This window comes from Yersinia canariae, assembly GCF_009831415.1.
In the GTDB taxonomy this organism is placed as follows: domain Bacteria; phylum Pseudomonadota; class Gammaproteobacteria; order Enterobacterales; family Enterobacteriaceae; genus Yersinia; species Yersinia canariae.
The window spans coordinates 737127-760260 of the sequence record NZ_CP043727.1; the positions used below are offsets into that span (position 1 = coordinate 737127).

The following is a 23134-nucleotide window of genomic DNA, read 5'->3' on the forward strand; positions in this document are numbered from 1 at the left end:
TTGCGATGCATAAAAAAAGCCCGGCGGAGTCGCCGGGCTTGAGTCGTAGTGATTGGCAATATCAGACGGGATTCGATGTGCGTTTGAAACGACCGATAACCCATTTTTCCACTTCTACAATCAAGAAGATGGCGATAGAAACCAACAGTGTTACGCCCCAGTAATAAGCTGGTAATGGCTCAGTACCGAAAGCGGTATTCATAAATGGCAGATAGATGATGGCCAACTGCAACAGAATCAGCACACCTGAAACTAACCACAGGCCTTTGTTCACAAAGACTTCTTTGTTCAGTGGGAATCTGTCCATAACCCGGCAGTTAAACATATAAATCCACTGCGCGGTCACCAACGTTTGCATCAACACAGTACGGATAAATTCAGTGCTGTAGCCGCGCGGTTCCATATAGGCTTCGAGGGCAAAGGCACTGCATGCAATCAAAGTACCGACGAATGCGATACGCCAAATGGCATGGCCGTCTAACACATGTTTTGATGGGTCGCGCGGGTTGCGGCGCATGATGCCTCTTTCTGCCGGTTCAAATGCCAAACCGAAAGAAAGCGTGGTGGAGGTTGCCATGTTTATCCAGAGGATTTGCAGTGGCGTCAGTGGAATTACGGCCCCTACCAAGATAGCAAAGATGATTAACAGCCCTTGCGCTAGGTTAGTCGGCAACACAAACAGAATAGTTTTCTTCAGGTTATCGTAGACACGGCGGCCTTCTTCAACCGCACTGGCAATAGTGGCGAAGTTGTCATCTGACAGCACCATATCGGCAGCTTCTTTCGTCACCTCAGTGCCCTTGATGCCCATGGCGATGCCGACATCTGCCTGTTTCAGCGCTGGCGCATCGTTAACGCCATCACCGGTCATCCCGACGATTTCACCTTTCTCTTGTAATGCTTTTACCAGACGCAGTTTATGTTCCGGGCTGGTACGGGCAAAAATATCATAACGAACGGCGGCTTCTGCCAGTTCTTTATCATCCATATGCTCCAACTGGCCACCAGTAATGGAATCTTTCCCATTACCTATTCCCAGCATCGCGCCAATGGCCATTGCAGTTTCCTGATGGTCGCCGGTGATCATCTTCACGCGAATTCCCGCCTGCTGGCAGGTGGCAATAGCATCGATAGCTTCAGGACGTGGTGGGTCCATCATGCCGGCGATACCGACAAACACCATACCTTGCTGGATATCGCTGTGTTCTAACTCGCTGACAGCCTGTTCAATTGGGCGATAAGCTGCCGCCAGCATGCGCAGGCCCTGCTTGGTGTAGCGCGTCATCTCGGCATCCCAGTAATCACGGCGGAAAGGAATAACTCCCTTATCCGTCAGTTCTTGCTGGCAGAAAGTGAACAGCACATCTGGCGCACCGGTCAGGAAAATACAGTTCTCAGCCCCAACTTGATGGCTGGTGGCCATATATTTGTAGGCAGAATCAAAAGGAATTTTACCGTGCTGTGTGACTTGGTCGAGCTCAATACCTGATTTGGCTGCCAGGACTTTTAATGCGCCCTCGGTTGGGCCGCCAACAATAGTCCAATGACCTTGATCATTCTTTTGAATCTGGCTGTCATTACATAAATTCACCGCAGTGATGAATGTTTTTAACGGCCCTTCAAGAGAAGCTTGTTGGTCACTGCCTTCTGGGTAGATATGACCCACTGGCTCGTAGCTTTCACCGGTTACCCGGTAGCAATTGTCGGCCAGAATCACCGCTTTGACAGTCATTTCGTTCATCGTCAATGTCCCGGTTTTATCGGAACAGACGACGGTCATGGCACCTAAGGTTTCGACTGTTGGCAACTTACGAATAATCGCGCGGTTGCGCGCCATCGCTTGCACACCCAAGGAGAGAATAATTGAAATAATGGCCGGTAAGCCCTCAGGAACAGAGGCTACCGCCAAACTAATCAAGGCCAACAGCAGTTCATTGACTGGCAAGTCGCGCAGGATAAAGGCGAAGACGAACAAGAAGGCCATCATCACCAGAATCAGGATGAAAATCGCTTTGCCTAAGCGGTCCATCTGTTGCAGCAGAGGGGTACGTGTTGCTTCAACGGCTGACATCATCTGGTTGATATGACCCAGTTCAGTATCACCGCCACTGGCAATCACAACACCTTTCGCCGTACCGGCACTGATAGTCGTGCCCGAGAACAACAGGTTTTTACGATCACCAATCACTGATTCGCTTGCAATAACTTCAATCTGCTTTTCAACGACGGTTGATTCGCCGGTCAGGATAGCTTCTTCAATCTGGAGGTTATGGGCTTCGAGTAACCGCAGGTCCGCTGGGATTTTATCTCCCGGTTTTAATGTAACGATATCACCCGGCACCAAATCCTGTGCATCAATGGTTTTTGCATTTCCATCACGGATAACAACCGCTTTGCTGGAAAGCATATTTTGAATGCTTTTCAGCGATCTCTCTGCCTTATTTTCCTGAACATAACCAATTAAGGCATTAATAACGGCCACACAAAGAATGATAATGGTGTCGACAGAATGGCCCATCAGGCCTTTGACCAACGCCGCGGCTAATAGAATGTAAATCAGGACGTCATTAAAATGGGCAAGAAATTGCAGTAGTGGGTGCTTACTTTTTTTGGCCGGTAGCGCATTGGGGCCATATTGTTTAAGACGTTCTTCGGCTTCTTGTTGGCTTAACCCTTCTTCGCGGCTATGTAGCTGCTGCAAAGATTCTTCCACGGTAAGTTGATACCAAGCTTTACCTTCTGGCGGCGGCGAGGCAGTTTTATGATTTGATGAGTTTTGCATTGAAAGAACCTTCTTAAGAATTAAAAATCTGAAATCTATCTATCCGTTTTTTATCTCATTACCGTTAAGGCTAACGGCGTAGGGTAGTGAATACTCTTCCGTGAAAATATTCTGTTCCTTAATTATTTGATTTTTATTAAAAGACGAAAAAATGATTGTGAATGATATATTTACAACAGCAAAGTGATATTAAGCAAGGATAGTAGATTTTTATCAAAATAGTGTCTTGATCTGAGATAATAAAGTCAAAATATTTGGTCGCGAATTGTCACTAACTCAGTGAATAATAAGTCATTACCTAGTAAATTATTCTAGACTCGCCTTCCTGCACCTCGAATTGTTTAGGGTATATTTTCCAATGCTCTGAATATCATCAGCTGTTTGAGCTATCATCCGAACAGATTAATTATCCATGCCTATTCATGCGTGTAATCGCTGGCTATCGGGTGAAACTCTTAGTTAGTATGTTCTGCTGCCGGAACTAATTAGCCATCTGCTAATCAGAAGTTGCGGCAAGTGAAATGCAGTAGCCAACAACCAGTGAGGAAACAGTAAGTATGGACAAGTGGCGATATCTGGCGATTGGCGTGTGTCTGGTGACGACTTCAGGAGTGGCATTCGCTGACTCCATTGATGCCCAACGGCAACGCTATCAGCAAGTTAAACTGGCTTGGGACAGCAATCAGATGGATACCGTGGCACAATTGCTGCCGACGTTGCGTGATTATCCGCTATATCCCTATCTGGAATACCGCCAGTTAACTCAAGATTTGAGCCAAGTGAGTGCGGAACAAGTGACCGATTTTCTGAGTCGGAATCCGACATTGCCACCAGCAAGCTCACTGCCGTCTCGTTTTGTTAATGAACTGGCACGTCGCGAGGATTGGCGTGGGTTATTGGCGTTCAGCCCGCAAGCCCCTAAACCGGCGGCGGCCCGTTGTAATTATTACTACGCCAAGTGGGCCACTGGCGAGCAGCAAGTGGCCTGGGATGGTGCCAGTGAAATTTGGCTCAACGGCCAGGCGCTACCGGGTAGCTGCGATAAATTATTCAGTGTTTGGCAACAGGCCGGACATCAAACTCCATTGGCAACTTTGGCCCGCATGAAGCTCGCGCTTAAAGAGGGTAATGCCAGTTTGGTCAGTTATTTACTCAAGCAACTGCCAGCAGATTATCAGACTATGGGGACGGCGCTGGCGAAATTGCAAAGTGACCCAGCCAGTGTCGAAAGTTTTGCCCGTACTGTCGGGCCGACTGACTTTACCCGCTCAGCCACTCTCATTGCATTTACTCGACTAGCCCGTCAGGACGTGGAAAATGCGCGCGCAATGATCCCAACTTTGGTGCGGCTGCAAAAAATGAGTGACAGCGAGAAGCTGGAGCTGGAAGAGGCGGTCGCGTGGCGTCTGATGGGCAATGACGCGACTTACGACCAAGCCAAATGGCGAGATCAGGTCACTTTACGTAGCCATTCAACGCCATTGCTGGAGCGCCGCATTCGTATGTCTCTGGGCACGGGTGATCGCCAAGGATTAGCAACGTGGATGGCTCGTTTACCGGCGGATGCCCAAAATAAAGATGAGTGGCGCTACTGGCGTGCTTCGTTGCTGTTAGAACAAGGCAAGAAAGCGGAGGGTGAAGCCATCTTGCGCAGCCTGATGCAGGCGCGAGGTTTCTATCCAATGGTTGCCGCCCAAAAATTGGGGGTTTCTTACCCGATTAATGTTGAGGTGGCGACAAAACCTGATGCATCACTGGCTCAGCGGCCGGAAATCGCCCGTGTGCGCGAGTTGATGTATTGGAATATGGATAATCTGGCGCGCAATGAGTGGAGCTATCTGGTTGCTAGCCGGAGTAAACCTGAGCAAGAAGCACTGGCACGTTATGCATTTAATCAGAAATGGGCAGACCTGAGTGTTCAGGCGACCATTGTTGCCAAGTTATGGGACCATCTGGAAGAGCGCTTCCCGCTGGCCTGGCCAAAAGAGTTCCGTCAGGCGACGGAAGGCAAGGGGATAACGCCAAGTTATGCCATGGCGATTGCCCGTCAGGAAAGTGCCTGGAACCCGAAAGCACAATCTCCTGTTGGGGCCGCAGGTCTGATGCAAGTGATGCCGCGAACTGCGGAGCACACGGTCAAACTCAATAACATCCCCGGTTATGTGAATAGCAGCCAGTTGCTTGACCCCATCACCAACATTACGATAGGCACCAGCTATCTGGAAGAGGTCTATCAGCAGTTTGGGCGCAACCGCATTTTATCCAGCGCGGCATATAATGCAGGCCCATCGCGGGTGAATACTTGGTTGGGTAACAGTGGTGGGCAAGTGGATGCTGTCGCCTTCATCGAAAGCATTCCGTTCTCCGAAACCCGGGGTTATGTGAAGAATGTCTTGGCGTATGATGCATTTTATCGTCATTTTATGAATCGCCCAGCTAAGGTGCTGAGTGATGCCGAGTGGCAAAGACGCTATTAATCCTCTTCGACATTGATGTTGCCGCCTGTCAGCAATATCAATGGCTTTGAGCATTCTGGCGCGACATTGTGTAATCCCAAGTTCTTTGGCTATATCTGAGGTTATGATAAGCTGTTGTACTAGTTAAATAGTATGGCAGCTTCCTTTTAGGGATATATCATGACAAAACTACGATTGACCGATCCGAATCTGTCGACTGAGGATAATCAGCACTGGCTGACTTTTGTTGCGCTGCTGCAAGATGCCATTGCGCAAGACCTCCATCTCCCTCTCTTGCAATTGATGCTGACACCTGATGAGCGTACCGCGTTGGGGACAAGGGTGCGCATTATTGAGGAATTAATGCGAGGCGAACTAAGCCAGCGTGAACTCAAGAATCAGTTGGGTGCAGGTATTGCGACAATCACGCGTGGCTCCAATAGCCTGAAAGCCGCCCCCCCACAGCTGAAGAGCTGGCTCGAAGCTCAGTTGCTGACAGACAAATCGTCCTGAATATTGCCTTACTGTGCCGAGTGCTGGTAAATCTCATTATGAAATGGGACCAGTGCCAACAACAGGGCTTGATGGTAGACACTGGTACGGGTCAATTTGCCGTCGGTAAAAATACCGATGGCACCGCCTTGATGTTTTACGTTCGATATCCCCGTTAAATCTGCCATTTCGTCGCCCAGTTCACGGCCTTGGCGAATCCCTTGCAATATAATATCGGGCAGCATCAAACTGGCAGAACGGGATTCTCCCCGCAATTGTAAGTGCTCAATTACCATCCATGCAAAGGTCATGTTATCTTCAATACCGGCTTCGACTCCAACCCAAAAATCTGCCTCAGGGCGCATCTGACGTGCATTGCTCACTCGCTGTCTGGCGCCTGTGCGTGTTTCAGCGCTGCCGATCGGTTGCAGGGGAACACCGCTTTCGACATTCACACCTTCAATGCGATATTGACCGGTGCCGTAAACGTCATCAAAAGCGAGGCTGATAGCCTTAATCTTTGCAGGGTTGGTAGTTGCGGCAACAACATGGTACATAATGAGTTTCAATATCCTTAAGAACCTATGAGATAGGCAAGCGTCTATTTCACGCAGTATAACGGAAAAATGACATGCTACAGGTATTTCTCGTGCGCCACGGTGAAACCGTATGGAATGCATCGCGCCAGATTCAGGGCCAATCAGACAGCCCGCTGACCGCAGTGGGCGAACGTCAGGCGCACTTGGTTGCGCAACGGGTGAGCAATCAAGGGATCACACATATCATTACCAGTGACCTTGGGCGTACACAGCAGACGGCAAAGATTATCGCCGATGCTTGTGGCCTAAAAATGGTGACGGATCCACGCCTGCGTGAACTGAATATGGGGGTGCTGGAAACGCGTCCGATTGAAAGCTTAACGCCGGAAGAAGAACAATGGCGCAAGCAGATGGTCAATGGCACGCAAGGTGGCCGAATTCCTGGTGGCGAGTCGATGGCAGAACTTGGGCAACGGATGCGCGCAGCGCTGGATAGCTGCCTGGAGCTCCCTGCTGGCAGTAAGCCGTTACTCGTGAGCCATGGTATGGCGCTGGGGTGTTTGTTGAGTACGTTGCTTGGTTTGCCCCCTCACGCCGAACGGCGGTTGAGGTTGCGCAACTGTTCGCTATCGCGCGTTGATTATCAGGAAAGCCCATGGCTGGCTTCTGGCTGGGTAATTGAAAGCGCTGGCGATACCGCTCACTTGGATATGCCAGCACTTGATGAGCTACAACGTTAACGCCGGATGGGAATGAGATACTCACATTTCAGCGAGGCCGGAGGCCCATCTTTCGGCCTTCCCAGAGGGAAGAATCGCTCAATATCGTATCCACATCTGCGGGTTAGCTCTAACTGTGGCAAACACGTGCCATACAGTGTCAGGATGAAATCCTGCAATCCTTCTGACGGCCCGTCATAGCTAAACTGAACATATTCGCCACCTTGTAAGATAACCGGTTGCCCTTCCTGCACATTACCCGGCACATGTTGTGGCTCAATGGCTGTCGTGTAGAAAATCTCTTGCTCATCATCTTTCTCCTGATTAGGGCGAGAGTGATGTAAGCCATAAAGCACGGGGGGTAAATGGTCTGCGTCCCCCAGATACTGCCGCCAAAAATGTGCTCGTAATTCAGTACGATGAGTTGATATTTGCTCAAGCGTACAAGAGTAGCTTTGTGTCAGCCCTACCAAATGTTGCTCAGGTAACGTAATGAATTCAGCCTGAGGGAGGGTATATGACCCTAGTCGAATCGGCGGACATATGCCTGCTGAATACCAATCTTCTGCCCGACGGTACAATGCAGGTGTTTGCGCAAACTGTTTCTTAAAGGCTCGGGTGAAAGTTTGCTGCGAATCAAAACGATATTGCAGGGCAATATCCAGAATAGGGCGGCTTGTTAATCGTAATGCGACAGCGGCTTTTGATAGCCTCCTGGCGCGGATATATGCACCGATAGCATTCCCGGTGACATCCTTGAACATTCGCTGTAAATGCCATTTTGAATAGCCTGCTTTGGCAGCGACATTGTCCAATGCTAAAGGCTGGTCTAAATGACTTTCTAGCCAGCTAAGCAAATCACGAATGATACTGGCTTGATCCATAGATCTTCCTCGTAAAGCGGCCTAAATTTAGGGTATTAGTCGTATGAAAAGAATAGCTCTGGCGCATAGTAGCAACTTTTTATGTTCCCGACTGCTTAAGAATTTACTGGCATTGTGTGTTAAAAAAGCATCTAAGATTTATAAAATGACTTTTTAACGAATATTTTATTATTAGCGAAATTTTTTAACGTTGGATAACGTTATTCAGCGGTATGGAGTAAGTGTATGAAAAAAAATTGGATATTCCTTGGTTGCGTGCTTTCTTTGGGGGCAATAACTGCCCATGCGGAGGAAATTGGTTCCGTTGATACGGTATTTAAATTGCTGGGACCTGACCATAAAATCGTGGTTGAGGCTTTCGATGATCCCGATGTTAAAAATGTAACTTGTTATATCAGTCGGGCAAAAACCGGTGGCATCAAAGGAGGATTAGGGTTGGCAGAGGACACTTCTGATGCTGCGATTTCCTGCCAGCAAGTAGGGCCGATTGAGTTAAGCGATAGAATTAAGAACAGAAAATCCGAAGGCTCGGTCGTTTTTCAGAAGCGGACTTCATTAGTGTTTAAAAAGCTACAAGTGGTTCGTTTCTACGACCCGAAACGTAATGCCCTAATCTACCTGACTTATTCAGATAGAATTGTCGACGGTTCACCAAAAAATGCGATAAGCGCGGTGCCCATTATGCCGTGGCGTGAGTAGCATAATAAAAAAGCCAGCATTTTAGAGCTGGCTTTTTATTGTAGGCGTCTTGGCGCGTTACTCTTCGAGGTCGCCACAGAAACGATAACCTTCACCGTGGATAGTGGCGATGATTTCTGGGGTATCCGGGGTCGATTCGAAATGCTTACGAATGCGGCGGATGGTAACGTCAACAGTACGGTCATGCGGCTTCAGCTCGCGACCGGTCATTTTCTTCAGCAATTCGCCACGGGATTGGATTTTGCCCGGGTTTTCGCAGAAGTGAAGCATGGCGCGGAACTCACTGCGCGGCAACTTATAATGCTCGCCAGCAGGGCTTATCAATGAACGGCTATTGATATCCAGTTCCCAGCCATTAAATTTATAGCTCTCAACCAAGCGGCGTTCTTCGCCTACGCTACCCAAATTCATGGTGCGTGACAGCAAGTTACGTGCCCGAATGGTTAATTCGCGCGGGTTGAACGGTTTGGTGATGTAATCATCAGCGCCAATTTCTAGCCCAAGGATCTTATCTACTTCGTTATCACGACCTGTCAGGAACATTAGGGCAACACTTGCTTGTTCACGAAGTTCCCGTGCCAGCAACAGGCCATTTTTACCCGGCAGATTGATGTCCATGATAACTAAGTTGATATCATTCTCAGACAGAATGTGGTGCATTTCTGCGCCATCATTAGCCTCATGAACAACATAGCCTTCCGCCTCGAAAATGCTCTTCAGGGTGTTACGAGTAACTATCTCGTCTTCTACGATCAGAATGTGCGGGGTCTGCATGTTTGCTACCTAAAATTGCCAACAAAATAGAAATAGGAGGTACAAAAGTCTTTGTTATATTAGGATTTTTATTGACTAGTTACTCGTCATCCCGTTCATCACATGACTAAAGTACGTAAACGCGTTCTTGATGCACTTTCCATCAACGTCAACAACATCACTAGCTTGGTCGGGGTGTTACTCCCTACAGCCCCAAAGGTGACAAAAGCGGCGCATATCCTAACCCTATTAACAGCAATATAACAGTGTGAGCCGAATCTACCACCTAACAAAACTACGCTTTGTTGACATATATCAAATTCAATTGTAGCACGTTAACACTTTTGTGAAAAAGACTTACAAGAATACCAGCTTAAGCGATAGTTGGTTAAATTATGTGATCGATTCAGTGTTATTAATATTAAAAATTGGGCATCAGAGGTAACAAAAAAATGAATTTTCTAATCTGTTGATTTTTATTGTTTAAAATCAATATTCTTTGGACATTATGCCGATAAGCCAAATTTCCTTATCAGTGCTCTATTTCGTCTAAAAACATTAGAAGAATTATCATCAATGTTAGTTAAATGTAAAATGAAGTGACAAAGTTTTCAATTTTGTTGCTTTTAAAATCATTTTAGCCGACGACAGGCTGGAATATGACGAGTTTGTTCTTTATTGGCGGTATTTTTATCACGAGCTCTCACGGGGTTTCAAAAATCGGATTTATTGCCTACCTGCGTATTTCTTCTTAATTCAGTAAAAAAATCATAAAATATATTGTGCGAGTTAATGGTGGTTTTATGGTTTTAATGTCTGTTATTTTGCACTTAATTTTGTTTTTATCGCCTGATAATGTCTTTCTGATGAGATAATAACTCACTCTGGATCGGTTGATTTCTTTAGGTTGGCGATTGAAAAAATTTGACTTGAGGGGCGGATTGCTTTAACCAATAGAGGTAGAGCCATATTATTTATGAGACAGACAGACGAAATGCGATACATCAGCCTGAACACAACAATTATTACCACCACCGAAACCACAGGTTACGGGGCGGGCTGACGCGTACAGGAAACAACAGAAAAAAGCCCGCACCTAGACAGTGCGGGCTTTTTTTTTCAATCAAATCTTTGCAAAAAAGTTTGCGATAAAAAAGCGCGAAAGCGGGAGAGAACCAGAAATGCGAGTGCTGAAATTTGGCGGGACATCAGTAGCAAATGCAGAGCGCTTTATGCGTGTTGCGGATATCATTGAAAGTAATGCGCGTCAGGGGCAAGTGGCGACAGTATTATCCGCCCCCGCTAAAATCACCAACCATCTGGTCGCGATGATTGACAAAATGGTGGCCGGGCAAGATATCTCGCCGAATATCAGTGATGCTGAGCGGATTTTTTCCGAGCTGTTGCGTGGATTGGCTGATGCTCAACCGGGCTTTGATTATGAGCGCTTAAAAGCGCTGGTGGCCCATGAGTTTGCGCAACTCAAGCATGTTTTGCACGGAATCTCACTGCTTGGTCAATGTCCGGATAGCATCAATGCCGCCATCATCTGCCGTGGTGAAAAACTCTCCATTGCTATCATGGAAGCAGTATTCCAAGCTAAAGGCTATCAAGTCAGCGTGATTAATCCGGTCGAGAAATTACTGGCACAGGGCCATTACCTCGAATCTACCGTTGATATCACTGAATCGACTCGTCGTATCGGTTCCAGCAATATCCCAACTGACCATATCATCCTGATGGCGGGTTTCACTGCCGGTAATGATAAAGGCGAGTTAGTGGTGTTGGGGCGAAACGGTTCTGACTATTCCGCTGCTGTGCTGGCAGCTTGTTTACGCGCTGATTGTTGTGAAATTTGGACTGACGTTGATGGGGTTTATACTTGTGACCCACGGGTGGTACCCGATGCTCGACTACTGAAATCGATGTCATACCAGGAGGCGATGGAACTGTCCTATTTTGGCGCTTCAGTCCTCCATCCCCGCACTATCTCTCCTATCGCCCAGTTCCAAATTCCTTGCCTGATTAAAAATACGTCTAACCCACAAGCCCCTGGCACCCTGATTGGGGGGGAAAGTAGTGACGATGGCTTCCCGGTGAAAGGCATCACCAACCTGAATAACATGGCCATGATTAACGTGTCTGGCCCCGGTATGAAAGGCATGGTTGGCATGGCCGCCCGCGTTTTTGCGGTGATGTCACGTAGCGGTATTTCAGTGGTGTTGATCACCCAGTCTTCTTCTGAGTACAGCATCAGTTTCTGTGTCCCTCAAAGTGAGTTAGCCCGCGCCCGCAAAGCATTAGTGGATGAATTTTATCTGGAATTGAAAGATGGCTTATTAGAACCTCTGGATGTGATGGAGCACTTGGCGATAATTTCCGTGGTCGGTGACGGAATGCGCACTTTGCGGGGAATTTCAGCCCGATTCTTCTCGGCATTAGCTCGCGCCAATATCAATATCATTGCGATTGCACAAGGTTCGTCCGAGCGCTCTATTTCTGTGGTGGTCAGTAATGATGCAGTCACTACCGGTGTGCGTGTTTGTCACCAGATGTTGTTCAATACTGATCAGGTCATTGAGGTGTTTGTCATCGGTGTGGGTGGCGTCGGCGGGGCATTAATCGAGCAAATTTATCGTCAACAGCCATGGTTGAAACAGCGCCATATCGATTTGCGTGTGTGCGGGATTGCCAACTCCAAAGCCATGCTGACTAATGTGCACGGTATTGCGCTGGATAACTGGCGTCATGAGCTGGCTGAAGTACAAGAGCCCTTTAATCTCAGCCGCTTAATCCGTTTGGTTAAAGAGTATCACTTGCTCAATCCAGTGATTGTCGACTGTACATCCAGTCAGGCGGTTGCCGATCAGTATGCTGACTTCCTGGCAGATGGTTTCCATGTTGTGACGCCAAACAAGAAAGCCAATACTTCATCGATGAATTACTACCGCCAAATGCGTGCCGCAGCGGCGAAGTCATGTCGTAAATTCTTGTATGACACTAACGTTGGTGCGGGTTTGCCTGTTATTGAAAACTTACAGAATTTACTCAATGCGGGTGACGAACTGATGCGTTTTTCTGGCATTCTGTCAGGTTCACTGTCCTTTATCTTCGGTAAGCTGGATGAAGGGATGACCTTGTCGGAAGCCACATTGCAGGCCAAAGCGCTGGGTTATACCGAGCCGGATCCCCGCGATGATCTGTCTGGGATGGATGTCGCGCGTAAGTTGTTGATTTTAGCCCGTGAAGCAGGGTACAAACTTGAGCTGGCTGATATCGAGGTTGAGTCAGTTCTGCCCGCTAGTTTTGATGCAACTGGCGATGTAGACAGCTTCCTCGCGCGTCTGCCGTCATTGGATGGTGAGTTTACGCGTCGGGTGGCAAATGCTGCTGAGGAAGGCAAAGTGTTGCGTTATGTCGGAGTTATCGAAGAAGGGCGTTGTATCGTCCGAATGGATGCCGTAGACGGTAATGATCCTCTGTATAAAGTAAAAAATGGTGAGAACGCGTTGGCTTTCTATACCCATTATTATCAGCCAATTCCGTTGGTACTTCGCGGATATGGCGCGGGTAATGATGTGACTGCCGCTGGGGTATTCGCTGATCTTTTACGCACATTATCATGGAAGTTGGGAGTTTAAATATGGTTAAAATCTATGCTCCGGCATCGATTGGCAATGTCAGCGTTGGGTTTGATGTGCTAGGGGCTGCGGTTTCACCGGTAGACGGCACTCTGCTTGGCGATTGTGTCAGTGCGACAGCGGCAGATAGTTTTAGCTTGCGTAACGAGGGGCGTTTCGTCAGCAAGTTGCCCGATGACCCAAAAGAAAATATCGTTTATCAGTGCTGGGAGCGTTTTTGTCAGGAAATGGGCAAAGAGATCCCCGTGGCAATGGTTTTGGAAAAAAACATGCCGATTGGCTCTGGGCTTGGGTCCAGTGCCTGTTCTGTGGTAGCCGGTTTGATGGCGATGAATGAGTTCTGTGGCAAGCCGCTGGATAAAGTGACACTGTTGGGCATGATGGGTGAGCTGGAAGGGCGGGTATCCGGTAGTGTGCATTTTGATAATGTTGCGCCGTGTTATCTGGGCGGGATGCAACTGATTCTCGAGCAGCCCGGCTATATCAGCCAGAATGTTCCCGGTTTTGATGATTGGCTGTGGGTTATGGCTTATCCGGGTATTAAAGTCTCGACAGCTGAAGCCCGCGCTATTTTACCGGCACAGTATCGCCGCCAGGATTGCATTGCCCATGGGCGTAATTTGGCTGGGTTCATCCACGCCTGCCACACCCAGCAGCCAGATTTGGCCGCTAAAATGATGAAAGATGTCATTGCCGAACCTTACCGCACACAACTCTTGCCGGGCTTTGCTGCGGCCAGGCAAGCCGCGCAGGATATTGGCGCACTGACTTGTGGCATTTCCGGTTCCGGCCCAACGCTATTTGCCGTGTGTAACGATACAGAAACCGCGCAGCGTATGGCGAGTTGGTTACAAAATCACTACCTGCAAAACGACGAAGGTTTTGTTCATATTTGCCGTCTGGATACCGCAGGCGCACGACTACTGGGATAACGCATGAAACTGTATAACCTTAAAGATCACAACGAGCAGGTCAGCTTCGCGCAAGCGATCAAACAGGGCCTGGGCAAGCAGCAGGGGCTTTTCTTCCCGCTGGAGTTGCCAGAGTTTGAACTGACGGAAATCGATAAACTGCTGGATCTGGATTTTGTCACTCGCAGTAGCCGTATTTTGTCTGCCTTTATTGGCAATGAAATTGCACCGGAAGTATTAACCAAACGCGTTCAGGCCGCTTTTGAGTTCCCAGCGCCGGTTGCTCAGGTCGAGAATGATATCGCCGCTCTGGAACTGTTCCACGGCCCGACATTGGCCTTTAAAGACTTCGGTGCCCGATTTATGGCGCAGATGCTGGCCGAAGTCGCAGAGGATCAGCCGGTGACCATCTTAACGGCAACCTCCGGTGATACTGGGGCTGCGGTGGCTCATGCATTTTATGGTCTGAAAAATGTTCGTGTGGTTATCCTCTACCCGCGCGGCAAAATCAGCCCGCTACAAGAGAAATTGTTCTGTACGCTGGGTGGCAATATCCACACGGTGGCCATTGAGGGTGATTTTGACGCGTGTCAGGCTCTGGTTAAGCAAGCTTTTGATGACGAAGATCTCAAACAGGCCCTGAGCCTTAACTCGGCGAACTCTATTAATATCAGTCGGTTGCTGGCGCAAATTTGCTATTATTTTGAAGCTGTAGCCCAGTTGCCGCAAGAAGCACGTAACCAGTTGGTTATCTCCGTACCCAGTGGCAACTTTGGCGATTTGACCGCTGGTCTGCTGGCTAAATCCTTAGGTTTACCGGTAAAACGCTTTATCGCGGCGACCAATGCTAACGACACTGTGCCACGTTTCCTGGTTAATGGTCAGTGGCAGCCGAAGCCGACGGTCGCGACATTATCGAATGCGATGGATGTCAGCCAGCCGAATAACTGGCCGCGTGTAGAAGAGCTTTATCGCCGTAAAATCTGGCAATTGAAAGAGTTAGGTCACGGCGCAGTCAGTGATGAAGTCACCAAAGACACCATGCGGGAGCTGGCAGATTTGGGGTATATCTCTGAGCCACATGCCGCCATTGCTTATCGTGTGCTACGTGATCAATTGCAGGACGGGGAATTTGGGTTGTTCATCGGAACGGCCCATCCAGCGAAATTTAAAGAGAGTGTCGAAGAGATTCTGGGACAGGAATTGCCGCTGCCGAAACCTTTGGCGGTACGTGCGCAATTACCTCTGCTATCCCATGATTTACCAGCAGATTTTGCGCAATTACGCACTTTCTTGATGGCATTACCTAAGTAATTAAATGCACACGGGGCCATTTGATTGGCTCCGTGACTATTTTTAGTGCTGTTCCGCCCGCTTAAAGACCCATTCATTTTTTGCCGACAGCCCATCATCAAACTCATAGCCTTCCAGATTAAAATCAACCAGTTGCTCTGGTTTGGTTAGCTTGTTTTGAATAATAAAGCGGCTCATTAGCCCACGGGCTTTTTTGGCATAGAAGCTGATAATTTTGTATTTACCATTTTTCTCATCCAAAAAGACCGGTTTAATCAGCGAACCTGCCAATTTGGCGGGCTTGACGGCCTTAAAGTATTCATCAGAAGCTAGGTTAATCAGCATGTTATCACCTTGCCGCTCCAGTGCCTGATTCAGTTTTTCGGTTATCTGGTCGCCCCAGAATGAATAGAGATCTTTGCCGCGCGGGTTAGCCAGCTTAATTCCCATTTCTAAACGATAAGGCTGCATTAAGTCTAGCGGGCGCAATACCCCATAGAGGCCAGAAAGCATGCGCAGATGCTGCTGGGCAAAATCAAAATCAGCAGCGCTGAAATCCTGCGCGTGCATCCCAGTGTAGACATCACCTTTAAAGGCCAGGATTGCCTGACGTGCATTTTCTGGTGTGAAGTCCGGCTGCCATTCGCTGAAACGGGCGGCATTTAGCCCCGCGAGTTTGTCGCTAATCCTCATCAGACTGCTGATTTGGGCTGGTGTCAGCTCACGGCAGATCTCGATAAGCTGTTGTGACTTATCCAACATTTCTGGCTGAGTAAACTGCTTGGTTGCTAACGGACTTTGATAATCAAGGGTTTTAGCCGGGGAAATTACAATAAGCATAACGACATCCTGTTAATCCAGATAAGACACTGTAGCAAAAAGTCGGCATCAGCAAAAAGAAGATTGGGCGATTGCTAAGATAGGTTGGTAGATGAGTCGATAGAGAATATAGTTTAGCTAAATCGTCTCAGCACGATAAGAATGGATGAAATTGCTATTAACCTGCCGGTTTCTGGCTGTTTTAAAAGGCGAAAACGGTTGCGAACCCAATACTGCTCGTTTGCGCTTTTTTTAATCAGTTTAACTGCCTTGCACCAAGGCTTACGCATGTTATTATCAAGACAAGGTAGAGTGTCGAAATCGCTAATATTGCGAAATGGCTAACATTACGAATGAAATGAAGTGTCATTTCGAAAGAGATAACAGTTGCGACATGCCAAAAGTTCATGCACAAACGATGAGAAACGACAACATGACCGATAAACTTACTTCCCTACGCCAAATCACCACTGTAGTAGCAGATACTGGGGATATCGCGGCAATGAAACTGTATCAGCCGCAAGATGCAACCACCAACCCATCACTGATTCTGAATGCTGCCCAAATTCCTGAATACCGCAAGCTTATCGATGAAGCTATTGCTTGGGCACGCGAACAAAGCAGTGATCATGCGCAGCAAATTGTTGATGCGACTGACAAACTGGCCGTCAATATTGGTTTGGAAATTCTGAAACTGATCCCTGGCCGTATTTCTACTGAAGTTGATGCTCGCCTGTCATATGACACTACGGCTAGCGTGGCGAAAGCTAAACGTTTGATCAAATTGTATAACGAAGCCGGTATCAGTAATGACCGTATTCTTATCAAATTGGCTTCTACCTGGCAGGGTATCCGCGCTGCGGAACAGCTGGAAAAAGAAGGCATTAACTGCAACCTGACTCTGCTGTTCTCCTTTGCTCAGGCGCGCGCTTGTGCTGAAGCAGATGTGTTCCTGATCTCTCCGTTTGTTGGCCGTATTCTTGACTGGTACAAAGCCAATGGCGACAAAAAAGAGTTCGCGCCACATGAAGATCCAGGTGTTGTTTCCGTCACCGAGATTTACCAATATTACAAAAAACACGGTTATAAAACTGTGGTGATGGGCGCAAGCTTCCGTAATCTGGGTGAAATCATTGAGTTGGCTGGGTGTGACCGCCTGACTATCGCCCCCTCCCTGCTGAAAGAATTGGCAGAAAGCGAAGGCCCAGTAGAACGTAAACTGGTTTATACCGGTGAAGTTCAAGCTAAACCTACGCCACTGACTGAAGCTGAGTTCTACTGGCAGCACAATCAGGATCCAATGGCGATTGATAAGCTGGCTGATGGCATTCGCAAATTTGCTGTCGACCAGGGCAAACTTGAGAAAATGATCTCAGACCTGCTGTAATATGACTTGTGGTGATTGATTCTCCGCAGTTATTTGACGAAAAGGTGGCGAAAGCCGCCTTTTTTATTGCCGGCAATCTGAGCCTAACAGCAGTTCCAATAACATCGGGTATGCTATTATTCGCCATAGATAACGGGCTTTTCGTCGAGGTAGTCTCATGAATACATTACGTATAGGTTTAGTCTCCATCTCAGATCGCGCATCAAGTGGGGTATATCAGGATAAAGGTATTCCAGCACTGGAAGAGTGGTTGGCGAGCGCGTTAACCACCCCCTTTGAAATAGAAACCCGCCTTATCCCCGATGAACAAACTTTGATTGAACAAACCTTGTGTGAGTTAGTCGATGAAATGGGTTGCCATTTGGTATTGACCACCGGCGGAACCGGGCCGGCAAGACGTGATGTTACGCCCGATGCCACTTTGGCTATTGCTGATCGACAAATGCCGGGTTTTGGCGAGCAAATGCGTCAAATCAGCCTTCATTTTGTCCCTACCGCTATATTATCCCGTCAGGTTGGCGTTATCCGTAAACAGGCATTGATTATCAACTTACCGGGGCAGCCTAAATCCATCAAAGAAACCCTTGAAGGGGTAAAGGATGCTGAGTCTAAGGTGGTGGTCGCGGGTATTTTTGCCAGTGTGCCGTATTGTATTCAACTACTCGATGGGCCTTATATAGAGACCAATGCTGAAGTGGTAGCGGCTTTTCGTCCCAAGAGTGCCATTCTCGATATAAATAACTAAATTAAAACTTTTTACAACATAATATGCCATTTATAAGAGTGTGGGGAATTTTGTACGGTATAGTCATGTTTACTTTACAAAATGTTGGAAATATTTTTCTTCCCCTACTCTGGTTTACTACGGTGTCATATGCCTCAAGAACACGAATCAACTCAAAATGGCTTATCCCAACCCCATGTTGCCCAACAACATAATCATAATCGTCGGTTGAATAAGCAAGATTATAAAACACTGACCTTGGCCGCATTAGGCGGAGCATTAGAATTCTATGATTTCATCATCTTCGTGTTTTTTGCAGCGGTGATTGGTGATCTATTCTTCCCAACAGATATGCCGGAGTGGCTGCGCCAAGTTCAGACATTCGGTATTTTTGCTGCGGGCTATCTGGCACGTCCTCTGGGCGGCATTATCATGGCGCATTTTGGTGACCTGGTTGGCCGTAAGAAAATGTTTACCTTGAGTATTTTGTTAATGGCATTGCCAACATTGGCGATTGGTATGCTGCCGACATATGCCTCTATCGGCATTGCAGCCCCACTGCTGTTGTTGTTAATGCGCGTATTGCAAGGTGCGGCAATCGGCGGTGAAGTTCCTGGTGCATGGGTCTTTGTTGCTGAACACGTACCACGCCGGCGTATCGGCATTGCTTGCGGTACTTTAACGGCGGGTTTAACCGCAGGGATATTGCTGGGGTCACTGGTGGCAACTGCGATGAACACGGCTTTAAGTCATCAGGCCATTTTAGATGGTGGCTGGCGTGTTCCATTCTTCCTGGGTGGGATTTTCGGCTTATTTGCCATGTATTTACGCCGTTGGTTACAGGAAACCCCCATCTTCAAAGAAATGCAGGCGCGCAAAACGCTGGCTGATGAATTGCCACTGAAATCTGTTGTGGTCAATCATAAGAAAGAAGTGTTTGTTTCGATGCTGCTGACTTGGTTACTGTCTGCCGGTATCGTGGTTGTTATCCTGATGACACCGACTTATTTGCAGAAACAGTTTGGTGTTTTGCCCGCGCTAGCATTGCAGGCGAATAGTTTGGCGATTGTCGCGCTGGTCTTTGGTTGTGTTGTTGCCGGGCTGGCGATTGATCGTTTTGGCTCCAGTAAAACTTTCATTGTGGGCAGCCTGATGTTAGCGGTATCAACATGGTCGTTTTATCACGCCAATTTAACTGATCCGAGCCAATTATTTACTCATTATATGTTGGCTGGATTCTGTGTTGGTATTGTCGGCGCAGTGCCTTATGTGATGGTGCGTGCTTTCCCGGCAGAGGTTCGCTTTACTGGAATTTCTTTCTCCTACAATGTCGCGTACGCCATTTTTGGCGGATTAACACCTATTCTGGTGACATTATTGATGAAAGTGACACCTATGGCCCCGGCGTATTACATGTTGTTGTTATCACTGGTGGGATTGATGTTAGGTATTTATCTACGCAATGATATTAATAGTGATGTGAAAGTACATTTGCCAAAGAAGGTTCTGGCTGAGTAAGAAAGTCATTCAATCAAACTTATCGACAAAAATAGCCCATAAATTAATGGGCTATTTTTTTGACTAATAAACCTAAAATTCACTCTTAAAGTTAAAACCGACTTTCTGTTTGACGCGAGCTGAAGGCTGAGAAATAACCTCAGAAAATAATATTCTGGCACCTTGTTGTTGTAAATATCGGCTTAGTTCTCTAACCGCAGCTGTGCCTGCTCCTCTTACTGTTCCTTCGCGGTCGGGAAATAAAACATAATCTGGCAGAGTTGCAGAAGCGACCAACTCAACTCTATCTTGGCTATTAAAACGGTCAGCGACGACAATGGCGATAATCCTTCCTTGTAGTTTTACGACCACATATATTTCACCTGGGCGGCGAAGGACTAGTCTGCGATTGATAATACCCGTCACGATATCTCCGGCACGGAGAAGTTTTCTGAGTCCTTTGTCGTTTTTATGTTGACTGTCATCCGCGCTGGCATCTTCTTCGGTACTGAATCCTTGATACTGCAACCCCCATTGAGAAACAGTTTCACTGAGTTTTTTACGCATAGCTTGAGCATTTTTAACTTCAATATCTGAAAGCTTTTTTTCTTCTTCTAACGTCGGTATTGGAAGTATTTCTACTTCGAATTCTAAGTCGCTTTGCTCAACTAATTCACCTTGCGAAATGATTATCGGGAGTGTTTGCCTGTAGATGAAAGTCTCAAGGAGTAACTCGTAAATACCTAATGGTAAGAGCTCAACTTGAGATGGTGTCTCATCAGACAAGTAATAAAAACTATAGGTTAAGTAGCTAAGTTGAGCATAGTCAAATGCGGTTTTGATATAGCTGAGAGCATTGCTGTTTGTCTGCTCTAATGTTTGTTCTATTATTTTTTCTTTTATAGATTTGATTAATCTATCTTCCAGTTCTTGATCTTCTACTGCAACGCCAATGCTCCCTGTTCTGATTATAGAGTCAATCATTCGGCCAAAAAATTCCGTATTCCAGGTTTCTAAACTATTGCCAAACAATAATGTGAAGTCAGTCATGATATCTAATGTCCAATTAATACAGTGGGGCCTTATTTGACGTGTTGGACGAGTGCTCATTAAAGAGTAAATTGAAACCATACAGGTTTTTGCTACAGCTGGAAGGCTTAAAGATTGACTTCTTTTACTATTGTCAATATAAGCCAGTGTCATATGATCATCACCGCCTTCTTGTATTAATAGTTCTTCTTTTGTGACTGGTTGAGGTTTAAGTGGCGTGCTGCTTCCTGCAATATGTAATGTTTTTCCTTTTGTATTACTACTGAAATATCTATCTATGTTGAATATGATAGCATCCAGTTGTTGGCATTTTCCTTGGATAATATAATTATAAATATTTAAGAAAGGAGTGAAGGCACATATTATTTTACTTGTTTGAGTTAAGTCTCTCTTTTCCCAGTCTTTATCACCGGTATCTGCTGTAAGTATAGTTTTTTCAATAACTATGGGAACGTCTTTGTTGTAATTAGTGATAATTATTTCTGGTGAGATGGTGATACTATTAAGCCAATCAAAAGAGATGATGGGTGATATATCCACTAAGTTATTTTTTAATGTTTGAATAAACTGTGTTTGTATAGTATCTCCTTTTATTTGTAAAATAAAAGAGAGGTTGTCACTGCGCTTATAGCGCTCAAAATAAAACTTATTAATCATACTATAGTCAGAGAATATAACCCGTCTTTCGTTTATACTTATGCCAGGGCCGTTAAATAGTACAATGTCATAGTTGTCATCATCTCCGAGTTCTACAGTGTTAAAAACTAATAATACCTGCTTGTTTTGCAAGCGCGTGTTATTCCAATACTCGCCAAATACATCAATAAGCTTTATTCTATGGCTAGTCATAATGGCGCACTGTTGATCACAGTTAAGGCCTTTTTTTTCTGATACTTTGATGCTGGTTATTGATTCACTCATATTAATGGCTTTCAAATAATTATCTGTAATATTTTCTGTTAGATTGAAAAATGGTAAATTGAAATTGTCATTCCTATATACTTTTGCGGTTATTCCATGGGGGACTGTTATTGATCTAATGCTGTCATTATGAATAGGAAATACTTCTCGGCCAGATTCTATTAGGGGCTCGTGATCGTGATGTAAATCTATTTGTTGGTTTGATGCTAAACACATACTGTCACCCTGAAATTTATCTTGGGTATAAAAGCAGGCGGCGGGTGCTACCTCGTATGAATTTATATTTTCATATAACTTAGATAATTGTAGTTCCTGTAAGTTAATGTCATTTTTCAATATCATTTTTTCGCCAGAAAAATTAACGCCATCATAAAGAGTAACAACCATGCCTGGGGGGACGGAAATTGATTCTATTCTATTATCAAACTCATCATTGTAATTGGTTCTTGACTCACTTTCGGTCGCGCAGAATGACTCTCCGCCAAAGTCGGCCTGTTCATAAAAACAAACTTTAGCTTTATTTGAATAGGCTATTTGTGGTATTATTAATATAATGCTGATTAATATTTTTATCACTATTTTCATGGCTGCACCCTTACGTTTTTTTAGTTTTATTATTCTATGCTCCCTACTGATTTGTGATTTTATATTATGTTTTTTTTGTTGGCTTTATCTATTTTTATTATTCTTTTTAATTATTTTATAAAGTTAATTTTTATCAAATAATCTATTTCCATAAGTGATAATTAGGCATAAAAAAGCACTCTGAATATTCATATTCAGAGTGCTATTAAATATAACCTGCTTAAGTATTCTGTAATTAAGCGACAGCTTGCGCCTGTAAACGCGGGCTTGGCTCACCAATTGGTAGCACTGTACGGCCATATTGTTCGTTCAATACTTCCGCCATCGCCAGGTAAATTGCGCTAGCACCACAGATGATGCCTTCGAAACCAGCGAAAACTAGCAGTGAATGGTTACCGGTAAAGTTACCAATCGCCAGCAATGCAAACAGTAGCGTCAGGCTACCGAAAACAAACTGCAAAGCACGGTTGGCAGGCAGGGTGCCGAAGAACATAAACAGTGTGAAAATTCCCCATAAGCCGAGATAAACGCCAAGGAATTGTGCATCAGTTGCCTCTGCCATACCCATTTTCGGTAACATCAGCAAGCCGACCAGACTCAGCCAAAATGCACCATATGAGGTAAATGCAGTGGCAGCAAAAGTATTGCCCTTCTTATATTCCAGCATACCCGCCAGAATTTGTGCTAAACCGCCGTAAAAAATCCCCATGCTCAAAATTACAGAGGTCAGGGGAAAGAAACCTGCGTTGTGCAGGTTAAGCAAGACGGTGGTCATCCCAAAGCCCATCAGGCCTAATGGGCCAGGATTCGCCAACTTGGTGGTGTTCATAAGTCCTCTGCGAGTAACAGAATGCTAATAAAAAAGGATAATTATCCGAATAAGTATAAAGCGCCTGAATGACTAAAATGTCGTCTATTCCCTCAGTGCGCGCGGCATCATAATGATCCACGCGATTGGAAACAATGATCTCGAGGGTGATAA

At 46.2% G+C, this 23134-nt stretch carries 19 protein-coding genes and 1 other annotated feature; of the genes, 12 read left to right on the forward strand and 7 right to left on the reverse strand.

The window, feature by feature from the left end; genetic code table 11:
* Window positions 1-61 precede the first annotated feature (61 nt).
* On the reverse strand, window positions 62-2782 hold the full coding sequence (locus tag F0T03_RS03500) for a cation-transporting P-type ATPase (protein WP_145556185.1): 2721 nt from the start codon (window positions 2780-2782) through the stop codon (window positions 62-64).
* A gap of 557 nt (window positions 2783-3339) precedes the next feature.
* On the opposite strand from F0T03_RS03500, the gene sltY reads away from it, so the two are divergent.
* Together sltY and trpR are read left to right on the forward strand one after the other, a co-directional pair.
* Window positions 3340-5259: a murein transglycosylase gene (gene sltY / locus F0T03_RS03505; RefSeq protein ID WP_159677240.1), complete on the forward strand. Its 1920-nt coding sequence runs from the start codon at window positions 3340-3342 to the stop codon at window positions 5257-5259.
* A gap of 159 nt (window positions 5260-5418) precedes the next feature.
* Complete coding sequence (trpR, locus tag F0T03_RS03510; RefSeq protein ID WP_145556183.1) at window positions 5419-5751, forward strand: trp operon repressor; 333 nt, start codon at window positions 5419-5421, stop codon at window positions 5749-5751.
* Between the two features lie 8 nt (window positions 5752-5759).
* On the opposite strand, the gene yjjX is transcribed toward trpR, so the two are convergent.
* Window positions 5760-6287 carry an inosine/xanthosine triphosphatase gene (gene yjjX / locus F0T03_RS03515; RefSeq protein WP_145556182.1) on the reverse strand — a complete coding sequence of 176 codons (528 nt, stop codon included), beginning with the start codon at window positions 6285-6287 and terminating at the stop codon, window positions 5760-5762.
* 74 nt (window positions 6288-6361) lie between these two features.
* On the opposite strand from yjjX, the gene gpmB reads away from it, so the two are divergent.
* Window positions 6362-7009, forward strand: a complete 648-nt coding sequence (gene gpmB / locus F0T03_RS03520; protein WP_145556181.1) for a 2,3-diphosphoglycerate-dependent phosphoglycerate mutase GpmB — start codon at window positions 6362-6364, stop codon at window positions 7007-7009.
* Here the strand turns inward: gpmB and robA are convergent.
* Window positions 7006-7872 carry an MDR efflux pump AcrAB transcriptional activator RobA gene (gene robA / locus F0T03_RS03525; protein ID WP_145556180.1) on the reverse strand — a complete coding sequence of 289 codons (867 nt, stop codon included), beginning with the start codon at window positions 7870-7872 and terminating at the stop codon, window positions 7006-7008. The genes gpmB and robA overlap by 4 nt on opposite strands.
* 225 nt (window positions 7873-8097) lie before the next feature.
* Here robA and creA point away from each other — a divergent pair, with 225 nt between their 5' ends.
* Window positions 8098-8571: a protein CreA gene (gene creA / locus F0T03_RS03530; RefSeq protein WP_145556179.1), complete on the forward strand. Its 474-nt coding sequence runs from the start codon at window positions 8098-8100 to the stop codon at window positions 8569-8571.
* Between the two features lie 57 nt (window positions 8572-8628).
* Here creA and arcA read toward each other — a convergent pair whose 3' ends face one another.
* Complete coding sequence (gene arcA / locus F0T03_RS03535) at window positions 8629-9345, reverse strand: two-component system response regulator ArcA (RefSeq protein WP_004706052.1); 717 nt, start codon at window positions 9343-9345, stop codon at window positions 8629-8631.
* A gap of 102 nt (window positions 9346-9447) precedes the next feature.
* Between arcA and yjjY the strand changes: the two genes are divergently transcribed.
* The 5 genes from yjjY to thrC all read left to right on the forward strand — a co-directional run bounded on the left by yjjY (window position 9448) and on the right by thrC (window position 15190).
* Window positions 9448-9588 carry a YjjY family protein gene (gene yjjY, locus F0T03_RS21645; protein ID WP_004706054.1) on the forward strand — a complete coding sequence of 47 codons (141 nt, stop codon included), beginning with the start codon at window positions 9448-9450 and terminating at the stop codon, window positions 9586-9588.
* Window positions 9589-10318: 730 nt separating this feature from the next.
* Window positions 10319-10387, forward strand: coding sequence for a thr operon leader peptide (gene thrL, locus F0T03_RS03540; RefSeq protein WP_002231504.1), 69 nt, complete (start codon window positions 10319-10321; stop codon window positions 10385-10387).
* Window positions 10326-10444: a sequence feature (Thr leader region), on the forward strand. It overlaps the preceding gene by 62 nt.
* 61 nt (window positions 10445-10505) lie before the next feature.
* Window positions 10506-12965: a bifunctional aspartate kinase/homoserine dehydrogenase I gene (gene thrA, locus F0T03_RS03545; RefSeq protein WP_159677241.1), complete on the forward strand. Its 2460-nt coding sequence runs from the start codon at window positions 10506-10508 to the stop codon at window positions 12963-12965.
* 2 nt (window positions 12966-12967) lie between these two features.
* Entirely contained in the window at window positions 12968-13897 is a 930-nt protein-coding gene (thrB, locus tag F0T03_RS03550; RefSeq protein WP_145556177.1) for a homoserine kinase, read from the forward strand.
* Window positions 13898-13900: 3 nt separating this feature from the next.
* Window positions 13901-15190 carry a threonine synthase gene (gene thrC, locus F0T03_RS03555; protein WP_159677242.1) on the forward strand — a complete coding sequence of 430 codons (1290 nt, stop codon included), beginning with the start codon at window positions 13901-13903 and terminating at the stop codon, window positions 15188-15190.
* 42 nt (window positions 15191-15232) lie between these two features.
* On the opposite strand, the gene yaaA is transcribed toward thrC, so the two are convergent.
* Complete coding sequence (yaaA, locus tag F0T03_RS03560) at window positions 15233-16009, reverse strand: peroxide stress protein YaaA (RefSeq protein ID WP_145556175.1); 777 nt, start codon at window positions 16007-16009, stop codon at window positions 15233-15235.
* 412 nt (window positions 16010-16421) lie between these two features.
* Here yaaA and tal point away from each other — a divergent pair, with 412 nt between their 5' ends.
* The 3 genes from tal (at window position 16422) to F0T03_RS03575 (ending at window position 19617) form a co-directional block, all read left to right on the forward strand.
* On the forward strand, window positions 16422-17375 hold the full coding sequence (gene tal / locus F0T03_RS03565) for a transaldolase (protein ID WP_145556173.1): 954 nt from the start codon (window positions 16422-16424) through the stop codon (window positions 17373-17375).
* A 157-nt stretch (window positions 17376-17532) separates the two neighbouring features.
* The gene (gene mog / locus F0T03_RS03570; protein WP_145556172.1) at window positions 17533-18120 is read left to right on the forward strand and encodes a molybdopterin adenylyltransferase; all 588 of its coding nucleotides are present in this window, start codon (window positions 17533-17535) and stop codon (window positions 18118-18120) included.
* Between the two features lie 129 nt (window positions 18121-18249).
* Window positions 18250-19617 (forward strand): MFS transporter, encoded by a 1368-nt coding sequence (locus tag F0T03_RS03575; RefSeq protein WP_145556171.1) that lies wholly within the window; start codon window positions 18250-18252, stop codon window positions 19615-19617.
* Between the two features lie 72 nt (window positions 19618-19689).
* On the opposite strand, the gene F0T03_RS03580 is transcribed toward F0T03_RS03575, so the two are convergent.
* Entirely contained in the window at window positions 19690-22152 is a 2463-nt protein-coding gene (locus F0T03_RS03580) for a peptidase inhibitor family I36 protein (RefSeq protein ID WP_159677243.1), read from the reverse strand.
* A gap of 235 nt (window positions 22153-22387) precedes the next feature.
* A complete protein-coding gene (satP, locus tag F0T03_RS03585) occupies window positions 22388-22981 on the reverse strand; it encodes an acetate uptake transporter (protein WP_159677244.1) in 594 nt (197 codons plus the stop codon).
* Window positions 22982-23134 lie beyond the last annotated feature (153 nt).